This is a genomic window from Aeromicrobium sp. MLTX1 (assembly GCF_046452335.1).
Lineage (GTDB): Bacteria > Actinomycetota > Actinomycetes > Propionibacteriales > Nocardioidaceae > Aeromicrobium.
The window spans coordinates 1,168,985-1,191,104 of sequence record NZ_JBKFDN010000001.1 but is presented as its reverse complement, the minus strand read 5'-3'; the positions used below and the strand labels follow the sequence as shown (position 1 = coordinate 1,191,104).

The window sequence follows — 22,120 nt, the reverse complement described above, 5'->3', positions numbered from 1 at the left end:
GGTGTGTCGTGAACATGCCTCCAGCGTAGGGGCACGACCCTTCGTGCCCGCGCCCAGATCCCGTCATGTGAGACGAGCATCCACGATGAGAGACGGTCAGGCGGAGATCGCCCGGTCGAGCGCGACCAGAACCTGGTCGCGGGTGGGCGCCCCTGACGCCCGCTCGACGATCCGGCCGCTCGCGTCGAGCACCAGCACGGTGGGCGTGCGCAGCACGCCGACCCGGCGGACGAGGTCGAGCTCGGCCTCGGCGTCGATCTCCACGGCGGTCACGCCCGGCACCAGTCCGGTGACCTGTCCCAGGACCTGGCGCGTCGCGCGGCACGGGGCGCAGAAGGCGCTGGAGAACTGGACGAGCGTGGCGCGCTCGCCGAGCGGTGCCCCGAGGTCGTCCGGGCCGAGCCGGTCGGCGTCGTCCGACGTCGCGGCGGCGGTGAACCGGCCGTTCTTCCAGCGCATGACGGCCGCCCCGAGACCCGCGACCACCACGGCCAGCAGCAGCACCTGCACTCCGGTCATCGGCTCTCCTCCTGGATCGGTCCGCCATGTGTCATCGATGTGACGTGGTTCGCATTCACGCGGCACCTCTCGTCACGGGCACATCACATGAAGTATGGTCGACAGGGCAATGAGGCTTCGATGAACGCGGTTCGTTCGTCGGGGCCTCGACGTGTATGAGGAGGCCATCCCACCGTGTCCCACCTGCTGCTGCTGACGAAGAGCACCCAGTCGTCCGTCGAGGTGCTGCCGTCACTGGCGCTGCTCCCCCACCACGTGAAGATCCTCCCTGCCGAGGCCAGCGCGCTCATCGACGCGCCCCAGTGCGACGCCGTCCTGGTGGACGGACGACATGACCTCGCCCAGGTCCGCAGCCTCACCCGCGTCCTGCGCACGACCGGCATCGAGTGCCCCCTCATCCTCATCCTCACCGAGGGCGGCCTCACCGTGGCCGCCGCCGACTGGGGCATGGACGACGTCATCCTCACCACCGCCGGCCCTGCCGAGCTCGAGGCCCGCCTGCGCCTGAGCATGGGCCGCGTCGCCGCCGACGGCGACAAGTCCGAGGACGACAGCCACATCATCAGCGCCAGCGGCCTCGTGGTCGACGACGTCACCTACACGGCCAAGCTCGACGGCCGCGTCCTCGACCTCACCTTCAAGGAGTTCGAGCTCCTGAAGTTCCTCGCCCAGCACCCCGGACGCGTGTTCACCCGCCAGCAGCTGCTGCAGGAGGTGTGGGGCTACGACTACTTCGGCGGCACCCGCACGGTCGACGTCCACGTGCGTCGCCTCCGCGCCAAGCTGGGCCCCGAGAACGAGACCCTCATCGGCACGGTCCGCAACGTCGGCTACCGCTTCGTCTCGCGCCGCGAGCCCGGCGAGGCCGCCGCCGACCGCGCCGCCGAGCGCCAGGAGTCGGCCCGCCGCCAGGTCGCCGGCCGCGCCTGATCCTCGCCTCCGGCGAGCGAGATTCGTAGCGCTGTCCACCCTTTTTCGGCGGCAACCACCGAAAAAGGGTGGATACCGCTACACATCTGGCTCGTGCGGAGCGCGAGCGGGCGTCAGCCGAGGGTCGGGATGAGGCCCTCGAGGTAGTCCACGGTGTCCTGCCAGCCCTCGACCGCGTGGCAGTCGACGCCGAGCGCGAGCACCGGGTAGTCGTTGCCCTCGGGATCGAGCCGGTCGCCCACGAACAGCATGGCGTCCAGGCCGATGCCGGTGGCGTCGGCCAGCTGCCGCATCCCGTAGGCCTTGTCGATGCCGCGGTGGGTGATGTCCACCGAGGTCGAGCCGCCCGAGCGCACCTCGAGGTCGGGCAGCACGGCCGCCACCGCGTCGCGCAGCGCGCCCTTCTTCCGGCCGTCGGGGTCCCACGCCATCTTCGCGTCAATGGGCGCCTTCTGACCCAGCGCCGAGAACGTGATCTGCGAGCCGCGGTCCTCGAGGATGTCGCCCCACGTCTGCGACTCCCACAGCCCGAGCCGCTTGGCCTCCTGCTCGACGGCGGCGAGGGCGCGATCGCGCTCGTCCTCGGTGAGCCGATGGGCGTAGACGGTGACGATGTCGTCGCCGCGCAGCCGGTAGTACTGCGTGCCGCACGTGGGCAGCAGGTGGATCCGCTCGAGGACCTCCGCGGGCGCCCGGGGCAGCTGCTCGACGACCTGCTTGCGGAACTGCTCCAGCTGACCGCCGGAGATGATCGCCACCTCGACCCGCTCGGCGAGCCGGATCAGCAGGTCGCCGATCGGCTCGGGGATCGCGCACTTCGACGGGGCGAGCGTGTCGTCGAGATCGAACGCGACGAGTCGGGGTCCGGACACGCGAGGGAGTCTACTGTTGAGTACATGCGCCGTCTGCACAACATGACCCAGGCGTACGACTGGGGCTCCACGAGCGACATTCCGCGTTTCCTGGGGCGGACGGTGTCCGGCGAGCCGGTCGCCGAGATGTGGCTCGGCACCCATCCGCTGGCCCCCTCGCAGGTCGAGACGGCCGAGGGTCTGCGACCCCTGTCCGACATCGCCGGCGAGGTCCCGTTCATGCTCAAGATCCTCGCGGCGGAGCAGCCGCTGTCGATCCAGGTGCACCCCGGGCAGGCCGAGGCGCGCGAGGGCTTCGCGCGCGAGGAGGCCGACGGCGTCCCGCTCGACTCGCCCCAACGCGTGTTCAAGGACCCGAACCACAAGCCCGAGATGGTCTACGCGCTCAGCACGTTCGACACCCTCGTCGGCTTCCGGCCCACCGCCGAGATCCTGCGCGTGTTCGCCCAGCTGGACACCCCCACGATCAACGCGGCCTCGGCCACCCTGCGCGCCAAGACGGGCTTCAAGGGGATCGTGCGCGTGCTGGAGAACCTGCTGATCGCTCCCCCGCCGCCGGCGGAGATCGCCCAGGTCGTCATCCAGTGCAAGGCGCTCGTCCACGACGGCGTCGACATCAAGCGGGCCTACAGCACCGCCGCCATGATCGCCCGCCACCATCCCGACGACGTCGGCATCGTGGTCTCGCTGCTGCTCAACCGCTTCACGCTGCAGCCCGGCGAGGCGATGTTCCTCGGCACCGGCGTCATCCACGCCCACCTGTCGGGCCTCTGCTTGGAGGCGATGGCCAACTCCGACAACGTCATGCGCGCGGGCCTCACCCGCAAGGCGCTCGACCCCGAGGGCCTGATCCGCTGTCTCGAGGCGGGCATGGCGCGCGTGGCGCGCGTCGAGCCGGGCTACCCCTCGTTCTCGACCGAGGTCTACCACCCGGAGGTGGAGGAGTTCGCGCTCGCGGTCACGCAGGTGTCGCCGGCCGATCCCGACGGCGTCTCGATCATCGCGGCGAGCCACTCGATCGTCATGTGCATCGGCGGTGCGGTGCAGCTGCTCAACGCGCAGGGCGAGAAGATGGCGCTCAGTCGCGGCGAGACGGTCTACACCGATGCCGAGGACGGCGACCTGACCCTCGTCGGCACCGGCGAGGTCGCGCAGATCTACCTGCCCGGCCCCGGCACCCCCGACTCCGAGCTCAAGGACCTGGTGGGCCACCGGCCCGTGCGCGCCATCCCCTGACCGCCCCTACCGAGATGTGCTCCATTTTCGACCTCTCACGCCGTTCCAAAGGTCGAAAATGGAGCACATCTCGGTCAGCGGCGGACGGCCACCTGCAGCAGCAGGGCGGCGGCCGGCAGCGCGAGCGAGGCGGCGAGCAGCAGGGGCGCCCGGCCGTCGCGCAGGACGAGGGCGGGTGCGGGCTGGCGGCCCGAGGCGATCCGGCGCGACCTCAGGTGCAGCGGCACGAAGAGCACCAGCATCAGCACCGCCGCGACCGACGCCAGCACGAACGTCCAGGCGCGGGCGCCCTCGAGCGCGATCCGCGCGGTGACCACGAGCATCACCACGAGGCTCAGCAGCGTGCGCTGCCACGCCAGGACCGTGCGCTCGGTGGGCTCGCGGTGCTCGGTCACGACCCGAATCCCCGGATGACCGCGACGTCGAGCAGGAACAGCGCGACCGCGAGCACGAGGAACGCCGCGAGCACGAGGTAGGGCCCGCCGCCGGGCAGCGGCGTGTCGGTGCGCAGCGCGCGCTCGGTGCGCGCCCAGCTCACCCAGGACCCGACGGCGCCCCACAGCGCGCCCGCGGCGAGCAGCACGACGATCACGTCCCGGACCCACGGCGTCAGCGAGAGGTCGAGCACCTCGAGCGCCAGCGCGAGCGCGAACAGGGCGCCCGACGTGCGGATCCAGGCCAGGAACGTGCGCTCGTTCGCCAGCGTGAACCGCGGGTCGGGGTCCGATCCCGTCCCGTAGACCGATCCCGGCCACCGTCGCATCGTCGCCTCCTAGAGCAGGTCGTCGCGGTCGAGTCCGGGCAGCTGCGCGACGATCTCCTTGACGCGCTGCGACTGCGCGAGGTCGAGCACGAGCACGGCGTCGTCGGTCTGGACGACGGCCACGTTCCGCAGGCCGAGCACCGCGATCTGCACGCCCTCCTGCCCGCGGGCCACACCGTCGGCGTCCACCCACACCACGTCGGGCGAGGACCCGAGCGGCGCGATCGAGGCGAAGTCGCCGAGGTCGTCCCAGCCGAAGGTGGCCGGCACGACGGCCATCCCTCCCTCGGCCGCGACCGGCTCGGCCACGGCGTGGTCGATCGCGATCTGGGTCAGCGTGGGCCACGTGCGCTCGAGCTCGGCGACGAACGCCGGGCTGCCCCACTCGCCGGCGATGGCGCGCAGGCCCGCCGCGAGGTCGGGCTGGAAGCGCGCGAGCGAGTCGAGCAGCACCGAGGCGCGGGCGACGAACATCCCCGCGTTCCAGACGAAGTCGCCCGACGCCAGGTAGCCGCACGCGGTCTCCTCGTCGGGCTTCTCGACGAACGTGCGCACGGCGCGCGCCGACGCGAACCCGTCGAGCGGCGCCCCCGCGGCGATGTAGCCGAAGGCCGTGGACGGCTCGGTCGGCTCAATCCCGATCGTGACGACGTAGCCCTGCTCGGCCACCGCGATCGCCTCGCGCACGGCGTCGGCGAACCGGTCGGGGTCGGGGATGCGGTGGTCGGCGGCGAACGAGCCCACGACCGCGTCGGGATCGGCGCGCTCGATGATCGCGGCGGCCAGGCCGATGGCGGGCATCGAGTCGCGCGGCGACGGCTCGAGCAGCAGGTTCACCAGCTCGGGCAGCTGGGCCGCGATGGCGCCGGCGTGGGCCGCTCCGGACACCACGTGCACGTGCTCGGGCGAGGCGAGCGGGAGCATCCGGTCCCACGTCTGCTGGATCAGCGTGCGCCCGGTCCCCTCGAGGTCGAGCAGGAACTTCGGGCGCGCCTTCCGCGACAGCGGCCACAGTCGCGTCCCGGCCCCGCCGGCGGGAATGATGGCGTGGAAGGTGGACACGGCCGTCACTGTAGTGGTCCGCCGCGCCCCTCGCGGTCGGTCGACTCTCCCGATCCCGGCCATACTGGGTGCCGTGTCCCGCCTGACCGCTCGTGAGCTGATCGACCTCGTCCTCGACCCCGACTCGTGGGAGTCGTGGGACGAGCCCGTGGACCACACCGTGCACCCCGAGCCGTACCGCACCGACCTCCTGGCGGCGGCCGAGCGTGCCGGCACCGACGAGTCGGTGATCACGGGACGCGCCCTGATGCGCGGCCGGCCCGTCGCGGTGCTCGTCAACGAGTTCAAGTTCCTCGCCGGCTCGATCGGGCAGGTGGCCGCCGAGCGCATCGTGCGCGCCGTGCGCCGCGCCACCGCCGAGGGCATCCCGGTGCTGGCCACCACCGCGTCGGGCGGCACCCGCATGCAGGAGGGCACGCCCGCGTTCGTCCGGATGGTCGACATCTCGCGCGCCCTCATGGACCACAAGGCCGCCGGCCTGCCGTACCTGATCTACCTGCGCCACCCCACGACCGGCGGCGTCTTCGCGTCGTGGGGCTCGCTGGGCCACATCACGATCGCCGAGCCGGGCGCCCTCATCGGCTTCCTCGGCCCCAAGGTCTACGAGCTGCTCACCGGCGCGCCGTTCCCGCCCGGCATCCAGACCTCGGACAACCTCGCGAACCGCGGCATCATCGACGCCGTCGTCATGCCCGAGGAGCTGCCGTTCATGGTCGACACGGCGCTGTCGATCCTCATCGACCCGCCCGGCGAGTCCAGCCGCGAGCGACGACCCGCGGCCACCGAGCGCCGCCACGACGCGTGGGACTCGGTGCTGCTGACCCGCACGCCCGACCGTCCCGGCGTCCGCGAGGTGCTGCGCTGGGGCACCGACGAGATCATCCGGCTCCAGGGCACCGAGCGCGGCGAGCGCGACGCCGCGATGATCGTCGCCCTGGCCCGCATCGACGGCGAGCCGTGCATCGTGATCGGCCAGGACCGCACCACCCAGAGCCGGATCAAGCCGATGGGCCCCGCGGCCCTGCGCGAGGCGCGCCGCGGCATGAAGCTGGCGAACGAGCTGGGCCTGCCGCTCGTGTCGTTCATCGACACCCCGGGCGCCGAGCTCTCGCCCGACGCCGAGCAGGGCGCGATCGCGGGCGAGATCGCCCGCTGCATCAGCTCGATGTCGACGATGCGGGTGCCCTCGGTGTCGGTGCTGCTGGGCCAGGGCTGCGGCGGCGGGGCGCTCGCGCTGCTGCCCGCCTCGCGCACGATCGCCGCAGAGAACTCGTGGCTGTCGCCGCTGCCGCCCGAGGGCGCCAGCGCGATCGTCTTCGGCGACGTCGACCATGCCGCCCAGCTGGCCACCGAGCAGCGGATCAGCGCGTTCGACCTGTACGAGTCGGGCGCGGTGCACCACCTGGTGCCCGAGCCGGACGGCGACGATCCCGAGGCCTTCGCCCGCGCCCTCGCGGCCGAGGTCGCCCACCACCTGCGAGAGCTGCGAGGACGGCCATGACCCTCCTGGACCTGGCCGAGTCCGCCCTCGAGGCCGACGGCGTCGCCCCGTTCAACGAGGCCACCACGATCGCGCTGCGCGACGGCAGCCCGCTGCGGCTGGAGCGCTACGACGAGGTCGTCGGAGCGGTCGCGGTCGGTGACGCGCCCGTCGAGTTCGTCGTGCACCCGCGCTACCGGCGCCAGGGCCGCGGGCGAGCCCTCGTCGACGACCTCGTCGAGCGCGGCGAGACGCGGTTCTGGGCGCACGGCGACCTGCCCGGCGCGCAGGCGCTCGCCGCCGCCGCGGGCCTGCACGCCGAGCGCACGCTGCTCGTCCTGAACACGGCCGAGGCGGTCGTGCCCGAGGTCGTGACGCCGGCCGGCGTCACGCTGCGCTCCTTCCGCGAGGAGGACGCCGACGCGATCGTCGCGGTCAACGGGCGCGCGTTCGCCTCGCACCCCGAGCAGGGCGCGATGGATCGCGCCGACTTCGACCGCCGCCGCGCGCAGGAGTGGTTCGACCCCGCGGGACTGTTCGTGGCCGAGCGCGACCATGAGGTCGTCGGCTTCCACTGGACCAAGGTCGAGGACGGCGTGGGCGAGGTCTACGTCGTGGGCGTCGACCCCGCGGCGCACGGCGGCGGACTGGGCAAGGCGCTCACCGCGATCGGCCTGCGCCACCTGTGGAGCCGGGGCGTGTCCGCGATCGACCTCTACGTCGAGGGCGACAACGACCCGGCCCTGGCCGTCTACCGCGGCCTCGGGTTCACCGAGAAGGCGCGAGACGTCCTGTACGCCGCGCGCGCCTGACTCAGACCAGGCCGCGCTGCAGCTCGGCCGCGAAGCGGCGCACCGCCGCGGGCGCGGCCGTGCCGAAGCCGACCATCGTGGCGAAGCCGTGGATGAGTCCCGGCTCGCGCACGAGCGAGACGCCGACCCCGGCCTCGCGGAGCGCCTCGGCGTACGCCTCGCCCTCGTCGCGCAGCGGGTCGAACGCCGCGGTCACCACGTGGGCCGGCGGCAGGTCGTGCAGGTCGCCGCGGATCGGCGAGATCCGCGGGTCGGTGCGGTCCTCGTCGCGCACGAGGTACGCGCCGGTGAACTCCTCCATGAGGTCCTCGGTCAGGAAGTAGCCACGGCCGAAGTCGCGCCGGCTCTGGCGGATCGTCGTGAAGTCGGTGACGGGGTAGACCAGCAGCTGGAAGCGCGGCACGGGTCCGCCGGAGCGCACCATCTCCTGCGCCACCACGGTGGCGAGGTTGCCGCCGGCGCTGTCGCCGCCCACCGCGATCCGGTCGGCGTCGATCGCCAGCGCGGAGGCGTTCTCGCACACCCAGGTCCACGCGGCGACGCAGTCCTGGACCGCCGACGGGAACGGATGCTCGGGCGCCAGCCGGTAGTCGACCGCGACGACGCGCACCATCGCATGCTCCGCCACGAACCGGCACAGGGCGTCGTGGCTCTCGAGGTCGCCGAGCGTGAAGCCGCCGCCGTGCAGCCAGACGAGGGCCGGCGACGGGCCGACCAGGTCGCGTGGCGTGTAGAACCGCAGCCGGATCGGGCCGGCGGGACCGGCGATCTGGCGCTCGGTCACGGCGCCGATCGGCTGGGTGCCGCCGAGCAGGCGGTCGGCGCGGGCGAGGTCGCGACGCTGGCGGCTGATGGGCGTCGAGGCCGGGTCGGGGGCCTCCAGCCGCATGAGCGCCAGCAGCGCCTGCATGTCGGGGTGCAGCACCTGGTCGCCGTGGCGCCGTGGCGCCCCGAACATGGCCCGCTTCACGGGTCGGGGAGCCGCGCCGACGGCGGCGACGGCGGCCCTGCGAACCCGTCCTGACACGCTCATGGACGCGAACGTAGCAGCCTCACGCGTCACTTCTGTGACACAAAGCGAGCAATGACTTGCCAGATGGCGCATCATGGAGAGGACGACACCACGTCTCGTACACGACGAGAGGAAAGTCGATGGGCACTGCGAAAGCGTTCAAGGTCGACCAGAGCGAGCCTCAGCCCAACCTGGCCGCGCCCCTGGGCGAGACCCCGGTGGCACGCCCCGGGTTCCGCCGCTCCATGTCCCTGCTCGTCCTGCTCTCGATCCCCCTGTGGGCGCTCCTCGCCGGTGGCGCCTACCTGGTGGTGCGGGCGCTCGGCTGAGTTCACCTGCTCTTCACCTGACCGTGGCAGGGTGAGTCCATGGAGACCACCGACCTGACGGTCCCTGAGCCCCTCGTCTCGTCCCCCGACGAGTTCGACGTCGATCCGCCCTACGACGCCACCGACGGCGCGCTGCCCGACGACCGCTTCCTCGACCGCGAGCTGTCGTGGATCGCGTTCAACGCGCGCGTGCTGGAGCTCGCCGAGGTCGACACGCTCCCGCTGCTCGAGCGCGCCCGGTTCCTGGCCATCTTCGGCAGCAACCTCGACGAGTTCTTCATGGTGCGCATCGCCGGCCTGAAGCGGCGCATCGCCGCCGGCGTGGCGGTGCCCTCGGCCAGCGGCCTCAACCCGCGCGACGTGCTCAGCTCGAGCCTCCAGGCCAGCCGCGTGCTGATGGAGCGCCAGGCCAACCTCCTGCACGACGCGATCATGCCCGCGCTCACCGACGAGGGGATCTGCCTGCTGCGCTGGCACGAGCTCACCGACGAGGAGCGCGGCCGGATCACCGAGTTCTACCACCACCGCGTGTTCCCGGTCCTGACGCCGCTGGCGGTCGACCCGGCCCACCCGTTCCCCTACATCTCCGGCCTCTCGCTGAACATCGCGCTCGTCATGCGCAACCCCCGCACCGGCAAGGAGCACTTCGCCCGCGTGAAGGTGCCGCCGGTGATCCAGCGCTGGGTCAAGGCCTCCGACGGCCGGTACGTCGCCCTCGAGGACGTCATCGCGGCGAACCTCGACAGCCTCTTCCCGGGCATGGAGATCATCGACCAGCACACGTTCCGCGTCACCCGCAACGAGGACCTCGAGGTCGAGGAGGACGACGCCGAGAACCTGCTGAAGGCGCTCGAGAAGGAGCTGCTGCGGCGCCGCTTCGGCCCGCCCGTGCGGCTCGAGGTCGACGAGACCATGTCCGACGCCGTGCTCGAGCTGCTGGTCAGCGAGCTGGGCGTCTCGGACGAGGAGGTCTTCCGCCTGCGGGGTCCGCTCGACCTGCGCAGCCTCAACGAGATCGCCGACAACGACCGGCCCGACCTCAAGTTCCCGCCGTTCGTGCCCGGCACCCACGAGCACCTGGCCGAGGTCGAGACCGCGAGCCCCGCCGACATGTTCAGCGCGCTGCGCAAGCGCGACGTGCTGGTGCACCACCCCTACGACTCGTTCGCCACGAGCGTGCAGCGCTTCATCGAGCAGGCGGCGGCCGACCCGCACGTCCTCGCGATCAAGCAGACGCTCTACCGCACGTCGGGCGACTCCCCGATCATCGACTCGCTCGTCGACGCCGCCCGCTCGGGCAAGCAGGTGCTGGTCCTCGTGGAGATCAAGGCGCGCTTCGACGAGCAGGCCAACATCCGCTGGGCCCGCAAGCTCGAGCGCGCCGGCTGCCACGTCGTCTACGGCCTCGTCGGCCTCAAGACCCACTGCAAGCTGGCGCTCGTGATCCGCGACGAGCCCGACGGCCTGCGCCGCTACGCGCACATCGGCACCGGCAACTACAACCCGAAGACCGCACGACACTACGAGGACTTCGGCCTGCTGACCTCGAACCGCGAGATCACGCACGACCTCACCGAGCTCTTCAACAGCCTCTCGGGCTTCGCGGTCTCCAGCGACTACGACTCGCTGCTGGTCGCCCCGCGCGAGCTGCGCTCGGGCCTCATCGAGCGGATCGACGGCGAGATCGACAAGCAGCGCGCGGACAAGCCGGCGCACATCGCGATCAAGCTGAACTCGCTCGTCGACGAGGCGATCATCGACAAGCTCTACGAGGCGTCTCGCGCGGGTGTCGGGGTCGACCTCATCATCCGCGGCATCTGCGCCCTGCGTCCCGGCGTGCCCGGCCTGTCCGAGAACATCCGGGTGCGCAGCATCCTGGGCCGCTTCCTCGAGCACAGCCGGGTGTTCGTCTTCGGCGCCGGCGACGACCGCGAGGTGTGGATCGGCTCGTCCGACCTCATGCACCGCAACCTCGACCGCCGCGTCGAGGTGCTCGTGCGGGTGCCGTCGGCCGCGCACGTCGACCAGCTGGCCGACCTCCTCGACACCATGTCGTCCGACGAGACGCTCTCGTGGCACCTGGGTCCCGACGGCGCGTGGACGCGCGTGCCCGGGGCGAACGTCCAGGAGATGCTCATCGACCGGGCACGCTCTCGTCGGTCGCGGGCCTGAGGGCGCACACTGTCACCATGGCGAGCAAGGTCATCACCGCCGCGGGCGGCATCGTGTGGCGCAAGGCCGGCCCGAAGGGGTCCGGAGGGCTCGAGGTGCTGCTCGTGCACCGCCCCGGCTACGACGACTGGACCTTCCCCAAGGGCAAGACCGATCCCGACGAGCCGCTGCCCGTCACGGCCGTGCGCGAGATCGCCGAGGAGACCGGCTACCGGGTCCGCCTCGTCCACCCGCTGCCCGAGGTGACCTACCGCGTCCGCGGCGGCCTCAAGCAGGTGGCGTACTGGATCGCCCGCCCCGTCGAGGACGAGACCGACTTCCGCCCCAACCGCGAGGTCGACCAGGTGCGCTGGCTCTCGCCCCGCGCCGCGCGCAAGAAGCTGACCTACGAGCACGACCGCCGCCTGCTGGAGGCCTTCGAGGACCTCGCGGCGCGCAAGTCCCACAAGGCGCGCACGCTCGTGGTGCTGCGGCACGCGAAGGCCGTGGGGCGCGACGCGTGGGACGGCGGCGACCTCGACCGGCCGCTGGCCCCCGCCGGTCACGACCGCGCCAAGGAGCTCGTCCCGGTGCTCACCGCGTTCGGCGCCCGGCGCATCGTCAGCAGCCCCGCCACCCGCACGGTGCAGACCGTGGACCCCTACGTCGGCGCCACCGACGAGCTGCTCGAGCTCGACGACCGTCTCCTCGAGGGCGCCTCGGCCGCGAAGGTCGAGCGGGCCGTCGAGGGACTCCTCGGCACGAAGCGCCCCACCGTCGCGTGCACGCACCGTCCGACGCTGCGCGACGTCTACGCGGCCCTGGGCATCGACGGTCCCGTGCTGTCGCCCGGGCACGCCCTGGTGATCCACCACCGCAAGGGGCGGGTGCTGGCCTCCGAGCTGGTGTGACGGGCCGGAACGGCCGCGCGCGCACCCAGCCTTCCGCCTGAGTTCACCTGTCGTTCACCCTCGCCGCAGGTTCGATACACCTGCGATTCCTAGCGTGGCGGTGTTCGAGGCGATCGCCTCACACACACGCTCCACGAGAGGGAACACAGTGAACCGCAAGTCCATGCGCACCCTGGCCGCCACCGCGGCGGGTTCCGCGCTGTTGTTCAGCCTGTCCGCCTGCGGCGCCGCCAACGAGAGCGCCTCGGCCGACGACTCCTCCGAGAGCTCGCTCAGCGGCACCCTCAACGGCGCCGGCGCGAGCTCGCAGCAGTCCGCCGTCAACGCGTGGAAGCAGGGCTTCCAGACCGCCAACGCGGACGTCACCGTCAACTACGACGCCATCGGCTCCGGCGGCGGTCGTGAGCAGTTCATCGCGGGCGGCGTCTCGTTCGCCGGCTCCGACGCCTTCCTCGACGACGAGGAGGTGGCGGCCGCCAAGGATCGCTGCGGCTCCGACGTCGTGACCGTCCCGGTCTACGTCAGCCCGGTCGCGGTCGTCTACAACCTGGACGGCGTCGACGACCTGCAGCTCTCGCCGCAGACCATCGGCGCGATCTTCGCCGGCGACGTCACGAAGTGGAACGACGACGCCATCGCGGCGGACAACCCGGACGCCGAGCTGCCCGACTCCACCATCACGCCCGTCCACCGCGGCGACGCCTCGGGCACCACCGAGAACTTCACCGCCTACCTGGACGCCGCCTCCGAGGGCTCCTGGTCGCACGGTGAGGTCGAGGAGTGGCCGGTCAAGGGTGGCGAGGCCGCCCAGCAGACCTCCGGCGTGATCCAGGCCGTCTCCGGCGGCCAGGGCACGATCGGCTACGCCGACGCCAGCCAGGCCGGCGAGCTGAGCACGGTCGCCGTCAAGGTCGGCGAGGAGTTCGTCGCGCCGACCCCCGAGGCCGCCGCCAAGGTGCTCGACGCCGCCACGCAGGTCGAGGGCCGCGCCGCCACCGACCTCGCCCTGGAGATCGACCGCAAGACCGAGGCCGCGGGTGTCTACCCGATCGTCCTGGTCTCGTACCAGATCGCCTGCCAGAAGTACGAGGACGCCACGGAGGCCGAGCTCGTCAAGGAGTGGCTGACCTACGTCGCCGGCTCGGAGGGCCAGAACGCCTCCGCCGAGGCCGCCGGCTCGGCCCCGCTCTCGGACGACTTCGCCGCCAAGGTCAAGACGGCCATCGACACGATCGGCTGATGCGCTTGGTCCGGGCGAGGGCCGCACCCCTCGCCCGGGTCATGCGCAGCAGACGAACTCCAGCAAGGACACACGTGAGCACTTCCACCGAACCGCGAGCGGCCACCCGCCCCGGGGACCGCATCTTCCGCGGCATCTCCCTCGGGGCGGCCGTCGTCATCCTGGCGACGCTCGCCGGCGTGGCGATCTTCCTGACCGCCGAGGGCATCCCCGGCATCACCGCCTCCCCCGACGAGGTCAAGAGCGGCGAGAGCTTCCTGCAGTACGTCGGACCGCTCGTGTTCGGCACGCTGTGGGCGGCCGCGATCGCGCTCGTCATCGCGACGCCCGTCGCGATCGGCGTCGCGCTGTTCATCTCCCACTACGCGCCGCGCCGGCTGGCCCAGCCGATCGGCTACGTCATCGACCTGCTGGCCGCCGTGCCCAGCGTCGTCTACGGCACGTGGGGCATCATCACGCTGTCGTCGGCGATCCAGCCGCTGTACGTGTGGCTCGAGGAGAACCTGGGCTTCATCCCGCTGTTCGCCGGGCCCGCCTCGGCCACCGGCCGCACGATCCTGACCGCCGCCCTGGTGCTCGCGATCATGGTGCTGCCGATCATGACCGCGATCTGCCGCGAGATCTTCCTGCAGACCCCGCGCCTGCACGAGGAGGCCGCGCTCGCCCTCGGCGCCACGCGCTGGGAGATGACGAAGATGGCCGTCTTCCCCTACGCCCGCTCGGGCATGGTCTCCGCGGCGATGCTGGCCCTGGGCCGCGCGCTCGGCGAGACGATGGCCGTCGCGATGGTGCTGAGCGCCTCGGGCGTCGTCACCTTCAACGTCATCAGCTCGGGCAACCCGAACACGATCGCCGCGAACATCGCGCAGTCGTTCCCCGAGGCCAGCGGCCTCACGGTCAACGCGCTGATCGCCACGGGCCTGGTGCTGTTCCTCATCACCTTCGCGGTCAACTTCGCCGCCCGCGCCATCGTCGCCCGCAACAAGGAATTCTCCGGAGCGAACTGACATGACCACGACCCTCACCCCGCCCCCGCAGCAGGACGACCTCGCGGACTCGCTGCGCACGCGCAGCCTCCCGACCGCCGCGCCGCGGGTCATCCACGCGCTCGCCGTCGTCCTCGTCGTCGCCGGCATCTTCACCGACCTGCGCCTGGCCGTCCTGGGCTACGCGCTCGCCTGGGTCGTCCCGCTGTGGTCGCGCCTCGTCGAGGGCGGCCGCAAGGCCACCGACCGCGTCGTGACCCTGCTCGTGGCGTCGGCCTTCGGCCTGGCGCTCATCCCGCTCGGCAGCATCATGTGGAGCGTCCTCGAGAAGGGCCTGCCGGTCCTCAGCTCGGAGTTCTTCACCTACTCGATGCGCAACGTGGTCGGCGAGGGCGGCGGCATCTACCACGCGATCGTCGGCACGCTGCTGATCACCGCGGGCGCCACCGTCATCTCGGTCCCGATCGGCCTGTTCACGGCGATCTACCTCATCGAGTACGGCGAGGACAGCCGCCTCTCGACGTGGATCCGCTTCCTCGTCGACGTCATGACGGGCATCCCCTCGATCGTCGCCGGCCTGTTCGCCTACGCGCTGTTCGTGGTGTTCTTCGGCGACGGCGTGCGCATGGGCATCGGCGGCGCGGTCGCCCTGTCGGTGCTGATGATCCCGGTCGTGGTCCGCTCCTGCGAGGAGATGCTCAAGCTCGTCCCGAACGAGCTGCGCGAGGCCTCCTACGCGCTGGGCGTGCCGAAGTGGCGCACGATCGTCAAGGTCGTGCTGCCCACCTCCCTGGCCGGCATCGTCACCGGCATCACGCTGGCCATCGCCCGCGTGATCGGCGAGACCGCTCCCCTGCTGGTGATCGCCGGCGCGACCGACTCGGTCAACTTCAACCTGTTCGACGGGCGCATGGCGACCCTGCCCGTCTTCACCTACTCGTCCATCATGCAGCCCGGCGTGCCGCCGGAGCCGAGCATCGCGCGGGCCTGGGGCGCCGCGCTCGTGCTGCTGATCATCGTGATGCTGCTGAACCTCGTCGCCCGCCTCGTCTCCCACTTCTTCTCGCCCAAGGGCGAGCGCTGAACCACCCGGAAGGAAACCCCATGGCCAAGAGCATCGACGTCTCGGACCTGAACATCTACTACGGCGACTTCCTCGCCGTCGAGGGCGTGAACATCGCCGTCCCCGCCCGCGCGGTCACCGCGTTCATCGGCCCCTCGGGCTGCGGCAAGTCCACGTTCCTGCGGTCGCTGAACCGCATGCACGAGGTCATCCGCGGCGCCCGCGTGGAGGGCAAGGTGCTGGTCGACGGCCAGGACCTGTACGCCTCGGACATGGACCCGGTGAACGTCCGCCGCAAGATCGGCATGGTGTTCCAGCGGCCCAACCCGTTCCCGACGATGTCGATCTCGGAGAACGTGCTCGCGGGCCAGCGGCTCAACAGCAAGCGGATGAAGAAGTCCGAGGCCGACGACATCGTGGAGCGCTCGCTGCGCCGCGCCGGCCTGTGGGCCGAGGTCAAGGACCGCCTCGACCGTCCCGGCTCGGGTCTGTCCGGCGGCCAGCAGCAGCGCCTGTGCATCGCGCGCGCCGTGGCGGTGGAGCCCGAGGTGCTGCTCATGGACGAGCCCTGCTCGGCGCTCGACCCGATCTCGACGAGCGTCATCGAGGACCTGATCCACGAGCTCAAGAACGACTACACGATCGTGATCGTCACGCACAACATGCAGCAGGCCGCGCGCGTCTCGGACCAGACGGCCTTCTTCAACCTCGCGGGCGTCGGCCAGCCCGGCCGCCTCGTCGAGCTCGGCCCGACCGAGAAGATGTTCGCCAACCCCGACGACCCCGCCACCGAGGCCTACATCCAGGGCCGCTTCGGCTGAGCGAAGACCGGTCCTTACGGCAGGAAGGGGCGCGCGAGGAAGTAGAACGCGGCGGCGACGGCGGCCGCGGCGGGCATGGTGACGACCCAGGCCACGACGATGTTCTTCGCGACACCCCAGCGGACGGCACTGAAGCGCTTGGTGGCACCCGAGCCCATGATCGCCGAGGTGATCGTGTGGGTGGTCGAGACCGGCGCGTGCAGTCCGATCGCCATCACGTAGAGGACGCTGGCCGCGGTGGCCTCGGCGGCGAAGCCCTTCGGCGGGTCCAGCTCGATGATGCGGCGGCCGAGCGTGCGCATGATGCGCCAGCCTCCCGAGTAGGTGCCCGCGGCGATCGCGCTGGCTGCCGCGACGATGACCCAGAGCGGGACGTCGTCACCGGTGTGGAAGCCGCCCGCGACGAGCGCCAGCACGATGATGCCCATCGTCTTCTGGGCGTCCTGCAGACCGTGACCGAGCGCCATGCCGGCGGCCGAGACGGTCTGCGCGTGGCGGAAGCCGCGGTTGACCCGGGTGGGCTTGGCATGGCGGAAGATCCACATGATCGCGGTCATCAGGCCGAACGCCAGGAAGAAGCCCAGCGCGGGGCTCAGCACCATGGGGATCGCGACCTTGTCGACCAGCGTGTCCCAGTGGACCACGGTGGACGAGGCGATGCCGGCGCCGACGATGCCGCCGATGAGGGCGTGCGAGGACGACGACGGAATGCCGAAGTACCACGTGATGAGGTTCCAGGTGATGGCGCCGATCAGGGCGGCCAGCACGATCGTCAGCGCATGCGCCCGGTCGGCGTCGGTGAGGCTGGTGACCCCGTCGATGTCGATGATCCCCTGGATCGTCTTGGCGACCTCGACGCCCAGCCAGGCCCCGACGAAGTTCAGGACGGCGGCCATGGCCAGCGCGACCCGCGGGGTCAGCGCCCGCGTCGACACCGAGGTGGCGATCGCGTTGGCGGCGTCGTGGAAGCCGTTCGTGTAGTCGAACACGAGGGCGATCACGACGACCGTGACCACCATGACCGTGACCAGGTCCACTCAGGACTCCTTGACGGCGATCTGCTCGACCGTGTTGGCGACCGACTCGAGGGCGTCGATCGCGGCCTCGACGGCCTCGACGATGTCCTTGAGCTTCAGCACCTGCATGGCCTTGTAGTTGCCGTCGAACAGGTCGGCGAGGAGACGGCGGTGGTTGCGGTCGCCCTCGTTCTCGAGGCGGTTGATCTCGATCCAGAACTCGTCGAGGTCCTTCATCGTGCGCAGCCGCGGCATGGCCTCGGCGGTGAGGTTCGAGGCGCGCTGGAGCACCTGGACCTGCGCGGCGAAGGCGTCGGGGAACTCCGTGATGCCGTAGAGGGCCGTGCTGTCGACGACCTCCTCCATGTAGTCCATGACGTCGTCGAGGCCGCTGGCCAGCGCGTAGATGTCCTCACGGTCGAACGGCGTGATGAACGTGCTGTTCACGAGCTTGATGATCGCGTGCGTGGTGTCGTCCGCGGCATGCTCGGCGTCGTTCATCTGCGCGGCGAGGGCGGTCTTGTCGGCCTCGGGGTCCAGGACCCTGGCGACGATCCCGGCGCCGGTGACCAAATGGTTGGCCATCTCGGTGAAGAGGTCGTAGAACGAAGCCTCGACCGGTCGGATGCGAAAACGCACGCGGGTACTCCTCGGCATGTGGCGGGCAGACTCTGCCCATGGTAGGTGCTGGGCGAGTGCCGCCGCCAACCGAGGGCAGTCAGGCTTCGGGGTCGACGCCCAGGAGGCCGTCGATCTCCGACTGGGTCAGTGGCGAGGTGGCACCCGACGCGGCGATCATGAGCCGCGAGGTCAGCTCGATCTCGGCCAGCGCGGCGTCGTCGCGCAGCCGATCGTCGAGCGGCTCGCTCGTGCGCTCGCCGGGGGGGTACAGGGCCACATACCGAGAGTACGCGGGTACGCGCCGGTAACCGAAGTCCCGGACGGAAAACCGCCCGTTCGGACTACGCCCGCACCCCGGTTTCCGGGGGGTCAGTCCACCCAGACGCGCGCGTTGCGGAACATGCGCAGCCACGGGCTCTCGGCGGACACGTCGCCCGAGGTCCAGGACAGCTGCACGTTGCGCTGGACGCGCTCGGCGTGCGGCATCATCGCGGTGAACCGGCCGTCGGGCGTCGTGACCGCCGTGAGGCCGTCCGGGGAGCCGTTCGGGTTGGCCGGGTACGCGCTCGCGACCTGCCCGTCCACGTCGACGAAGCGTGCCGCGCGGTGCACGGCGGCGGCGTCGCCGCGGGCGGAGAAGTTCGCGTAGCCCTCGCCGTGCGCCACCGCGATCGGCACCTTCGAGCCGGCCATGCCGGAGAAGAAGATCGACGGCGAGTCGAGCACCTCGACGAGCGACAGGCGCGCCTCGTACTGCTCGGAGGCGTTGCGGGTGAACCGCGGCCAGGCGTCGGCGCCGGGGATGATGTCGGCCAGCGACGCGAACATCTGGCAGCCGTTGCAGATGCCGATGCCGAAGGTGTCGGGCCGGGCGAAGAACGAGGCGAACGCGTCGGTCAGCGCCGGGTTGAACAGCACGGAGCGCGCCCAGCCCTCACCGGCGCCGAGCGTGTCGCCGTAGGAGAACCCGCCGCACGCGGCCAGGCCGACCACGTCGGCGAGGTCGAAGCGACCGGACTGCAGGTCGGTCATGTGCACGTCGTAGGTCTCGAAGCCGGCGCGGTCGAAGCCGAACGCGGTCTCGACGTGCGAGTTCACGCCCTGCTCGCGCAGGATCGCGACCTTCGGGCGGGCCCGGCCGACGAGGTAGGGCGCGGCGACGTCGTCGGTGGGGTCGAACGTGGGCGCGACCGTGAGGACGGGGACCTCGGCGCCGACCGCGGCGTGCTCGGCGTCGGCGCACTCGGGGTTGTCGCGCCGGCGGGAGATCCGCCAGGAGACCTCGTCCCACGCCTGGGCCAGACCCTGCAGGGGCTCGTCGAGGCCGAGGGCCGGGACGCGCACGTGGCGGTCCGCGGTGGACGTGCCGACGCGGCGCACGAGGTCGGCGAGGCCGTGCTCGGCGAGCAGCGCAATCGCCTCGTCGGCACGGTCGGCGGGCACGGCCAGCACCGCGCCGAGCTCCTCGGTGAACAGCGCGGCGAGGTCGGCGACGTCGAGGTCGGCGCCCACGCCGCCCGCGAACGCCATCTCGCACACGGCCGCCCACAGGCCGCCGTCGGAGCGGTCGTGGTACGCCAGCAGCAGGCCGGCGTCGCGCAGCGCGTTGACGCCGTCGACCAGCGCCACGAGGCGGGTCGGGTCGTCGAGGTCGGGGACGGTGCCGCCGAACTCGCCTCGGACCTGGGCGAGCATCGAGCCGCCGAGGCGGTTCGACCCGGCGCCGAGGTCGGCGAGCAGCAGCGCCGCGCCGGCGGGCAGCTCGGGGGTCGCGGTGCCGCGCACGTCGGGCAGCGCGGCGAACGCGGTGACGACGAGCGAGACCGGCGCGATGACCTGCTTCTCGGTGCCGTCCTCCTCGGTCCAGCGCGTGCGCATCGACAGCGAGTCCTTGCCGACCGGGACGGAGATGCCCAGCGCGGGGCACAGCTCCATCGCCACGGCGTGCACGGTGTCGTAGAGGGCGGCGTCCTCGCCGTCCTCGCCGCACGCGGCCATCCAGTTGCAGGAGAGCTTGACGCCCGGCAGGTGGATCGGCGCGGCCAGCAGGTTGGTGATCGCCTCGCCCACGGCCATCCGGCCCGAGGCCGGGGCGTCGACCGACGCCAGCGGCGTGCGCTCGCCGCTGGCCATCGCCTCGCCGGCGAAGCCGACGTGGTCCGACAGTGTGACCGCGACGTCGGCGACGGGCACCTGCCACGGACCGACCATCTGGTCGCGGTGCGTCAGGCCGCCGACCGTGCGGTCGCCGATCGTGACGAGGAAGCGCTTCGAGGCCACCGACGGGTGGCGCAGCACGTCGTAGGCGACCTCGCGCGCGTCGAGGTCGGCGAGGTCGAGCCCCTCGGAGGCGCGCGCCACGCGGGTGACGTCGCGCGTCATCTTCGGCGGCTTGCCGAGGAGCACCTCGAGCGGCATGTCGATCGGAACCTCGTCCTCGGGGTCGACCGGTGCCAGCACCAGCTGGGCGTCGTCGCGGGCCACGCCCACGACGGCGAACGGGCACCGCTCACGGTCGGCGAGGGCGGCGAACCGCTCGAGGGACTCGGGCGCGATCGCCAGGACGTAGCGCTCCTGGCTCTCGTTGCACCACGCCTCCTTGGGCGCCAGGCCACTCTCCTCGAGCGGCACGGAGCCCAGCTCGAAGGTGGCGCCGACGCCCGCGTCGTCGACGAGCTCGGGGAACGCGTTGGACAGGCCGCCTGCGCCCACGTCGTGGATCGACAGGATCGGGTTCTCCTCGCCGAGCGACCAGCAGTGGTTGATGACCTCCTGCGCGCGTCGCTCGATCTCGGGGTTGCCGCGCTGGACCGAGTCGAAGTCCAGCTCGGCGGCGTTCGCGCCCGCGGCCTTGGAGGAGGCCGCGCCGCCGCCCATGCCGATCCGCATGCCGGGACCGCCCAGCTGCACCAGCAGGGTGCCGGCCGGGAACTGGATCTTCTCGGTCATCTCGGCGCTGATCGAGCCGAGGCCGCCCGCGCTCATGATCGGCTTGTGGTAGCCGCGGCGGACGCCGTCGACGGTCTGCTCGTAGACGCGGAAGAAGCCGCCGAGGCCCGGACGACCGAACTCGTTGTTGAACGCGGCGGCGCCGATCGGGCCCTCGGTCATGATGTCGAGCGGGCTCGCGATGTGCGCGGGGCGGCCGAACTCCTCGGTCTCCCACGGCTCGTCCGTGCCGGGCAGGTGGAGGTTCGACACGACGAAGCCGGTGAGGCCGGCCTTCGGCTGCGATCCGCGGCCCGTGGCCCCCTCGTCGCGGATCTCGCCGCCGGCGCCCGTCGCGGCACCCGGGAACGGCGAGATCGCGGTCGGGTGGTTGTGGGTCTCGACCTTCATCAGCACGTGTACGTCGCCGTCGCGCGGCGCGTAGCGGCTGGGGCGGTCGGCCGACTCGGGGAGCCAGCGCGTGGCCGGGCCGCCCTGCATGATCGAGGCGTTGTCCTTGTAGGCCACGATCGTGCCGTCGCCGTGGAGCGCCTCGGTGTGGCGGATCATCGCGAACAGCGAGCGGTCCTGCGGCTCGCCGTCGACCACGAAGTCGGCGTTGAAGATCTTGTGGCGGCAGTGCTCGGAGTTCGCCTGCGCGAACATCATCAGCTCGACGTCGGTGGGGTTGCGGTCGAGGCCGACGAACGCGTCGACGAGGTAGTCGATCTCGTCGGGCGACAGGGCCAGGCCGAACTCGGCGTCGGCGCGCTCGAGCGCCTCGCGGCCGCCACCGAGCACGTCGATCCGCTGCATCGGCTCGGCCTCGCGCTCGTCGAAGAGCTCGGCCGCGGCCTCGCGGGAGTACAGGGCGGTCTCGGTCATCCGGTCGTGCAGCACGTCGGCGCACGCGGCGAGCTGCTCGGGCGTGGGCCGGCCGCCCTCGAGCGTGTACTCGGTGACCCGCTCGACACGGCGGACGTCGAGCCCGCAGTTGTGGACGATGTCGGTGGCCTTGCTCGACCACGGCGAGATCGTGCCGAGGCGCGGGCCGACCACCACGAGCGTGCCGTCGGGGCCGTCCTGCACCGGATCGCCGTAGTCGAGGATGCGCGTGACGGTGTCGGTGGTGGCGGCGTCGAGCGGACGCTCGCTGGCCACCCAGTGCACGTGCCGGGCGCGGACGCCGGTCAGTCCGGGGGCCACCTCCTGCAGACGGATCAGCAGGGCCTGGGCTCGGAAGGCGGAGAGGGCGTTGCCGCCCTCGACCACGGTGAGTTCGACGTCGCGCGACACGCGACCCAGCCTATCGGCCCGTCCTACCCGGCCTGCCGGGCGCATCGGTCCGCGTGGGTGCTGGTGCGCGGC

At 71.7% G+C, this 22,120-nt stretch carries 21 protein-coding genes; 11 read left to right on the top strand and 10 right to left on the bottom strand.

Going from position 1 to position 22,120, the window contains the following annotated elements:
* Window positions 1-96 precede the first annotated feature (96 nt).
* Entirely contained in the window at window positions 97-519 is a 423-nt protein-coding gene (locus ACK99Q_RS05580) for a thioredoxin family protein (RefSeq protein WP_410185220.1), read from the bottom strand.
* 174 nt (window positions 520-693) lie between these two features.
* Here ACK99Q_RS05580 and ACK99Q_RS05575 point away from each other — a divergent pair, with 174 nt between their 5' ends.
* Complete coding sequence (locus ACK99Q_RS05575; RefSeq protein ID WP_410185219.1) at window positions 694-1,449, top strand: winged-helix domain-containing protein; 756 nt, start codon at window positions 694-696, stop codon at window positions 1,447-1,449.
* Window positions 1,450-1,562: 113 nt separating this feature from the next.
* Here the strand turns inward: ACK99Q_RS05575 and ACK99Q_RS05570 are convergent, their stop codons facing one another.
* Window positions 1,563-2,321, bottom strand: a complete 759-nt coding sequence (locus ACK99Q_RS05570; protein WP_410185218.1) for an HAD-IIB family hydrolase — start codon at window positions 2,319-2,321, stop codon at window positions 1,563-1,565.
* A gap of 24 nt (window positions 2,322-2,345) precedes the next feature.
* On the opposite strand from ACK99Q_RS05570, the gene manA reads away from it, so the two are divergent.
* Complete coding sequence (manA, locus tag ACK99Q_RS05565; RefSeq protein ID WP_410185217.1) at window positions 2,346-3,557, top strand: mannose-6-phosphate isomerase, class I; 1,212 nt, start codon at window positions 2,346-2,348, stop codon at window positions 3,555-3,557.
* Window positions 3,558-3,631: 74 nt separating this feature from the next.
* Here the strand turns inward: manA and ACK99Q_RS05560 are convergent, their stop codons facing one another.
* The 3 genes from ACK99Q_RS05560 to ACK99Q_RS05550 are packed head-to-tail and all read right to left on the bottom strand — an operon-like array spanning window position 3,632 to window position 5,382.
* The gene (locus ACK99Q_RS05560; RefSeq protein ID WP_410185216.1) at window positions 3,632-3,952 is read right to left on the bottom strand and encodes a DUF202 domain-containing protein; all 321 of its coding nucleotides are present in this window, start codon (window positions 3,950-3,952) and stop codon (window positions 3,632-3,634) included.
* Window positions 3,949-4,320 carry a YidH family protein gene (locus ACK99Q_RS05555; protein ID WP_410185215.1) on the bottom strand — a complete coding sequence of 124 codons (372 nt, stop codon included), beginning with the start codon at window positions 4,318-4,320 and terminating at the stop codon, window positions 3,949-3,951. The genes ACK99Q_RS05560 and ACK99Q_RS05555 overlap by 4 nt, the downstream gene beginning before the upstream one ends.
* A 9-nt stretch (window positions 4,321-4,329) precedes the next feature.
* A complete protein-coding gene (locus tag ACK99Q_RS05550; protein ID WP_410185214.1) occupies window positions 4,330-5,382 on the bottom strand; it encodes a mannose-1-phosphate guanylyltransferase in 1,053 nt (350 codons plus the stop codon).
* Between the two features lie 73 nt (window positions 5,383-5,455).
* Between ACK99Q_RS05550 and ACK99Q_RS05545 the strand changes: the two genes are divergently transcribed.
* Together ACK99Q_RS05545 and mshD are read left to right on the top strand one after the other, a co-directional pair.
* Window positions 5,456-6,883 carry a carboxyl transferase domain-containing protein gene (locus tag ACK99Q_RS05545; protein WP_410185213.1) on the top strand — a complete coding sequence of 476 codons (1,428 nt, stop codon included), beginning with the start codon at window positions 5,456-5,458 and terminating at the stop codon, window positions 6,881-6,883.
* A complete protein-coding gene (gene mshD, locus ACK99Q_RS05540; protein ID WP_410185212.1) occupies window positions 6,880-7,674 on the top strand; it encodes a mycothiol synthase in 795 nt (264 codons plus the stop codon). The genes ACK99Q_RS05545 and mshD overlap by 4 nt, the downstream gene beginning before the upstream one ends.
* A gap of 1 nt (window position 7,675) precedes the next feature.
* Here mshD and ACK99Q_RS05535 read toward each other — a convergent pair whose 3' ends face one another.
* Window positions 7,676-8,707 (bottom strand): alpha/beta hydrolase, encoded by a 1,032-nt coding sequence (locus tag ACK99Q_RS05535; protein WP_410185211.1) that lies wholly within the window; start codon window positions 8,705-8,707, stop codon window positions 7,676-7,678.
* A 119-nt stretch (window positions 8,708-8,826) separates the two neighbouring features.
* Between ACK99Q_RS05535 and ACK99Q_RS05530 the strand changes: the two genes are divergently transcribed.
* From ACK99Q_RS05530 to pstB, 7 genes are all read left to right on the top strand, one after another.
* Window positions 8,827-9,015 (top strand): hypothetical protein, encoded by a 189-nt coding sequence (locus ACK99Q_RS05530; protein WP_179427794.1) that lies wholly within the window; start codon window positions 8,827-8,829, stop codon window positions 9,013-9,015.
* Window positions 9,016-9,054: 39 nt separating this feature from the next.
* Window positions 9,055-11,187 carry an RNA degradosome polyphosphate kinase gene (locus ACK99Q_RS05525; protein ID WP_410185210.1) on the top strand — a complete coding sequence of 711 codons (2,133 nt, stop codon included), beginning with the start codon at window positions 9,055-9,057 and terminating at the stop codon, window positions 11,185-11,187.
* A gap of 17 nt (window positions 11,188-11,204) precedes the next feature.
* Entirely contained in the window at window positions 11,205-12,077 is an 873-nt protein-coding gene (locus ACK99Q_RS05520) for an NUDIX hydrolase (RefSeq protein ID WP_410185209.1), read from the top strand.
* A 148-nt stretch (window positions 12,078-12,225) separates the two neighbouring features.
* Window positions 12,226-13,317, top strand: a complete 1,092-nt coding sequence (pstS, locus tag ACK99Q_RS05515; protein WP_410185208.1) for a phosphate ABC transporter substrate-binding protein PstS — start codon at window positions 12,226-12,228, stop codon at window positions 13,315-13,317.
* A gap of 74 nt (window positions 13,318-13,391) precedes the next feature.
* Window positions 13,392-14,324 (top strand): phosphate ABC transporter permease subunit PstC, encoded by a 933-nt coding sequence (pstC, locus tag ACK99Q_RS05510; protein ID WP_410185207.1) that lies wholly within the window; start codon window positions 13,392-13,394, stop codon window positions 14,322-14,324.
* A gap of 1 nt (window position 14,325) precedes the next feature.
* On the top strand, window positions 14,326-15,387 hold the full coding sequence (gene pstA / locus ACK99Q_RS05505; protein ID WP_410185206.1) for a phosphate ABC transporter permease PstA: 1,062 nt from the start codon (window positions 14,326-14,328) through the stop codon (window positions 15,385-15,387).
* Window positions 15,388-15,407: 20 nt separating this feature from the next.
* Window positions 15,408-16,187, top strand: coding sequence for a phosphate ABC transporter ATP-binding protein PstB (gene pstB, locus ACK99Q_RS05500; RefSeq protein WP_179427788.1), 780 nt, complete (start codon window positions 15,408-15,410; stop codon window positions 16,185-16,187).
* Between the two features lie 14 nt (window positions 16,188-16,201).
* Here the strand turns inward: pstB and ACK99Q_RS05495 are convergent, their stop codons facing one another.
* The 4 genes from ACK99Q_RS05495 to purL all read right to left on the bottom strand — a co-directional run bounded on the left by ACK99Q_RS05495 (window position 16,202) and on the right by purL (window position 22,048).
* The gene (locus tag ACK99Q_RS05495) at window positions 16,202-17,224 is read right to left on the bottom strand and encodes an inorganic phosphate transporter (RefSeq protein WP_410185205.1); all 1,023 of its coding nucleotides are present in this window, start codon (window positions 17,222-17,224) and stop codon (window positions 16,202-16,204) included.
* Window positions 17,225-17,842, bottom strand: coding sequence for a DUF47 domain-containing protein (locus ACK99Q_RS05490; protein WP_410185204.1), 618 nt, complete (start codon window positions 17,840-17,842; stop codon window positions 17,225-17,227).
* 79 nt (window positions 17,843-17,921) lie between these two features.
* The gene (locus tag ACK99Q_RS05485; RefSeq protein WP_179422414.1) at window positions 17,922-18,101 is read right to left on the bottom strand and encodes a hypothetical protein; all 180 of its coding nucleotides are present in this window, start codon (window positions 18,099-18,101) and stop codon (window positions 17,922-17,924) included.
* 92 nt (window positions 18,102-18,193) lie between these two features.
* The gene (gene purL, locus ACK99Q_RS05480) at window positions 18,194-22,048 is read right to left on the bottom strand and encodes a phosphoribosylformylglycinamidine synthase (RefSeq protein ID WP_410185203.1); all 3,855 of its coding nucleotides are present in this window, start codon (window positions 22,046-22,048) and stop codon (window positions 18,194-18,196) included.
* Window positions 22,049-22,120 lie beyond the last annotated feature (72 nt).

Excerpts from the sequence above, each read along its gene's own strand:
- ACK99Q_RS05580 (WP_410185220.1), bottom strand. The coding sequence starts at position 519 with ATGACCGGAGTGCAGGTGCTGCTGCTGGCCGTGGTGGTCGCGGGTCTC.
- manA (WP_410185217.1), top strand. The coding sequence starts at position 2,346 with ATGCGCCGTCTGCACAACATGACCCAGGCGTACGACTGGGGCTCCACG.
- ACK99Q_RS05555 (WP_410185215.1), bottom strand. The coding sequence starts at position 4,320 with ATGCGACGGTGGCCGGGATCGGTCTACGGGACGGGATCGGACCCCGAC.
- mshD (WP_410185212.1), top strand. The coding sequence starts at position 6,880 with ATGACCCTCCTGGACCTGGCCGAGTCCGCCCTCGAGGCCGACGGCGTC.
- ACK99Q_RS05535 (WP_410185211.1), bottom strand. The coding sequence starts at position 8,707 with ATGAGCGTGTCAGGACGGGTTCGCAGGGCCGCCGTCGCCGCCGTCGGC.
- ACK99Q_RS05530 (WP_179427794.1), top strand. The coding sequence starts at position 8,827 with ATGGGCACTGCGAAAGCGTTCAAGGTCGACCAGAGCGAGCCTCAGCCC.
- ACK99Q_RS05525 (WP_410185210.1), top strand. The coding sequence starts at position 9,055 with ATGGAGACCACCGACCTGACGGTCCCTGAGCCCCTCGTCTCGTCCCCC.
- ACK99Q_RS05520 (WP_410185209.1), top strand. The coding sequence starts at position 11,205 with ATGGCGAGCAAGGTCATCACCGCCGCGGGCGGCATCGTGTGGCGCAAG.
- pstA (WP_410185206.1), top strand. The coding sequence starts at position 14,326 with ATGACCACGACCCTCACCCCGCCCCCGCAGCAGGACGACCTCGCGGAC.
- pstB (WP_179427788.1), top strand. The coding sequence starts at position 15,408 with ATGGCCAAGAGCATCGACGTCTCGGACCTGAACATCTACTACGGCGAC.